This is a genomic window from Comamonas sp., assembly GCF_036666375.1.
Classification (GTDB): domain Bacteria; phylum Pseudomonadota; class Gammaproteobacteria; order Burkholderiales; family Burkholderiaceae_C; genus Comamonas.
In genome coordinates, this window is sequence record NZ_JAVWWA010000026.1 from 47,224 (window position 1) to 49,075 (window position 1,852).

The following is a 1,852-nucleotide window of genomic DNA, read 5'->3' on the forward strand; positions in this document are numbered from 1 at the left end:
AAGGTGTCGTGGCACTTGCCCTGGAACCAGTCGTGCTTGAACGGGTAGTCGGAACGCAGGTTCAGGTCTCGCGCTGTCACGTCGTTGAGGATGGTGTAGTACGCCACGCAGTCAAGCGCCTCTTGCACGCTGACCCGACGGCAGCGCTTGCCGATGACGGCGGCGAGTTCGATCTCCCAGTCCAGTTTGGTGGTCTCGGGCGGCATCAGCACCGTGCCGCCCGGGCCGATGACCGTATTGGAGAGCTTGAGGAACATGTAGGGCTTGCTTTCGGACTTGGCCGCGAGCACCGTACCCATCTCGTTGGCGTGCTTTGCATAGTTGGATGCGGCGCAGAACATGTGCTGCGGCACGTAAGGAGCCTGAAGCTTCCTGGGACCTTCCTCCACCGGACCCACCTTGCGCTCCTGCACCAGAGCCTGGGCCTGTGCGGCCACGGCTTCAAGCCAGCGCTGGCCGTTCTTTCCATCCTTCACGATGGCCTCGACGCCGCCTTCCAGATAGGCCAGCGGCACCGGCTCCAGCCCTGCCTGATGCAAGGCGCACAGATCGTAGAGCTGCTGATCCAGCACCAGTGCCGGGGCGTTGCCTTGGGGGCCTGCATAGGTGGCCAATGCGATCCATGTCATGTCTGTCTCCTTGAGCGATGTGTAAAAAATAATGTTGAGCGGATTGTGGATTCTTTTTTTGAAAATTGCACTCAATTTTTTGAAAAAGAGCTCAATAAAGGGTAAATACTGATCTTGGTCTATGGACCAGGCGGCGGCTGGCGGCGTGCGCGCACACCCATGCAGCGCTCCTGCTGGAGGCGTCAGTGGGGTGAAAACTTCGTGAGAAAAATGGCTAGCAAATCGCCGTCCGCGGAGGCGGACATGGAAGGAAATAAGTCCATGCAATTTTTTATACAAAAAGCGATACTTCGACGTAGTTGTATAAAATGCACTCAAATTTTTGATTCTGTGCACATTTTCGCGGCACAGGTGTCCACATGAGCAGCAAAACTCTCTCTCAGACCATCTCCGAGCAATTGGCGGAAGAGATCGTCATGCACAAGTTCCGGCCCGGCGAGCGGCTGGACGAGCAGTCGATCGCCCTGCGCTTCAACGTTTCCCGCAGCCCGGTGCGCGATGCCCTGCAGCATCTGGCCTCGACCAAGCTGGTCGAATATTTGCCTCGGCGGGGGTTTTCGGTCGCCGAGGTGGATTCCTCGGAGCTCAGGGGGCTCTTTGAAGCGGCGGGAGAAGTGGAGGCACTGTGCGCCAAGCTGTGTGCCTTGCGTGCAGCGCTATCGGAGCAAAAGCAGATCGAGTACCTGCATCTGCAGGCCATGGATGCGAAGAATCGGGGTGACGAGAATGCCTACGCCCAATTGAACGAAGAGTTTCACGCGCAGATCCATGCGGGCGCGCACAACCGCACGCTCGAGGAAATCGCCAGAACCCTGCGCCAGCGGCTGGCTCCGTTCCGCTCCAAGGTGTTCTTCGTGACGGAAAACCGGCTGGCCCATTCCAATGATGAGCACGCAAAGATCGTGGACGCCATCATGGCGCGCGATGGCGCGGCGGCGGAAAGGGCCATGACCGAGCATGCCGCCAACTCAACGATGAATGCGCTGCGGCATTTGAGATAGCGGGATACGATCCCGCCCGGGCCGCAGAGCGCGGCGCGAAACCGCATAGGGTGACAGATAAGTCATTGTTCGAATATTCGTGCCACTCCACCCAACGACTCAGAGTGTCTAGAAAAGCCGGGGCGATTCAAATTGAACTGGTCGATGCAACACATGGCCAGCGAATGCTGGTTGTTTTTCCTGCGGCATATGCCCAGCGACTGATCAAAAACCAGTCAAATT

Annotated in this window: 2 protein-coding genes; one reads left to right on the forward strand and one right to left on the reverse strand. The window is 57.8% G+C overall.

Features of this window, described 5'->3' with window-relative positions; all coding sequences use genetic code 11:
• Nucleotides 1-947, reverse strand: a 947-nt coding sequence (locus tag RR928_RS09035) for a fumarylacetoacetate hydrolase family protein (RefSeq protein WP_332682240.1), incomplete at its 3' end; no start/stop codon positions are given.
• Nucleotides 948-988: 41 nt separating this feature from the next.
• Here RR928_RS09035 and RR928_RS09040 point away from each other — a divergent pair.
• Complete coding sequence (locus tag RR928_RS09040; protein WP_332538462.1) at nucleotides 989-1,630, forward strand: GntR family transcriptional regulator; 642 nt, start codon at nucleotides 989-991, stop codon at nucleotides 1,628-1,630.
• Nucleotides 1,631-1,852 lie beyond the last annotated feature (222 nt).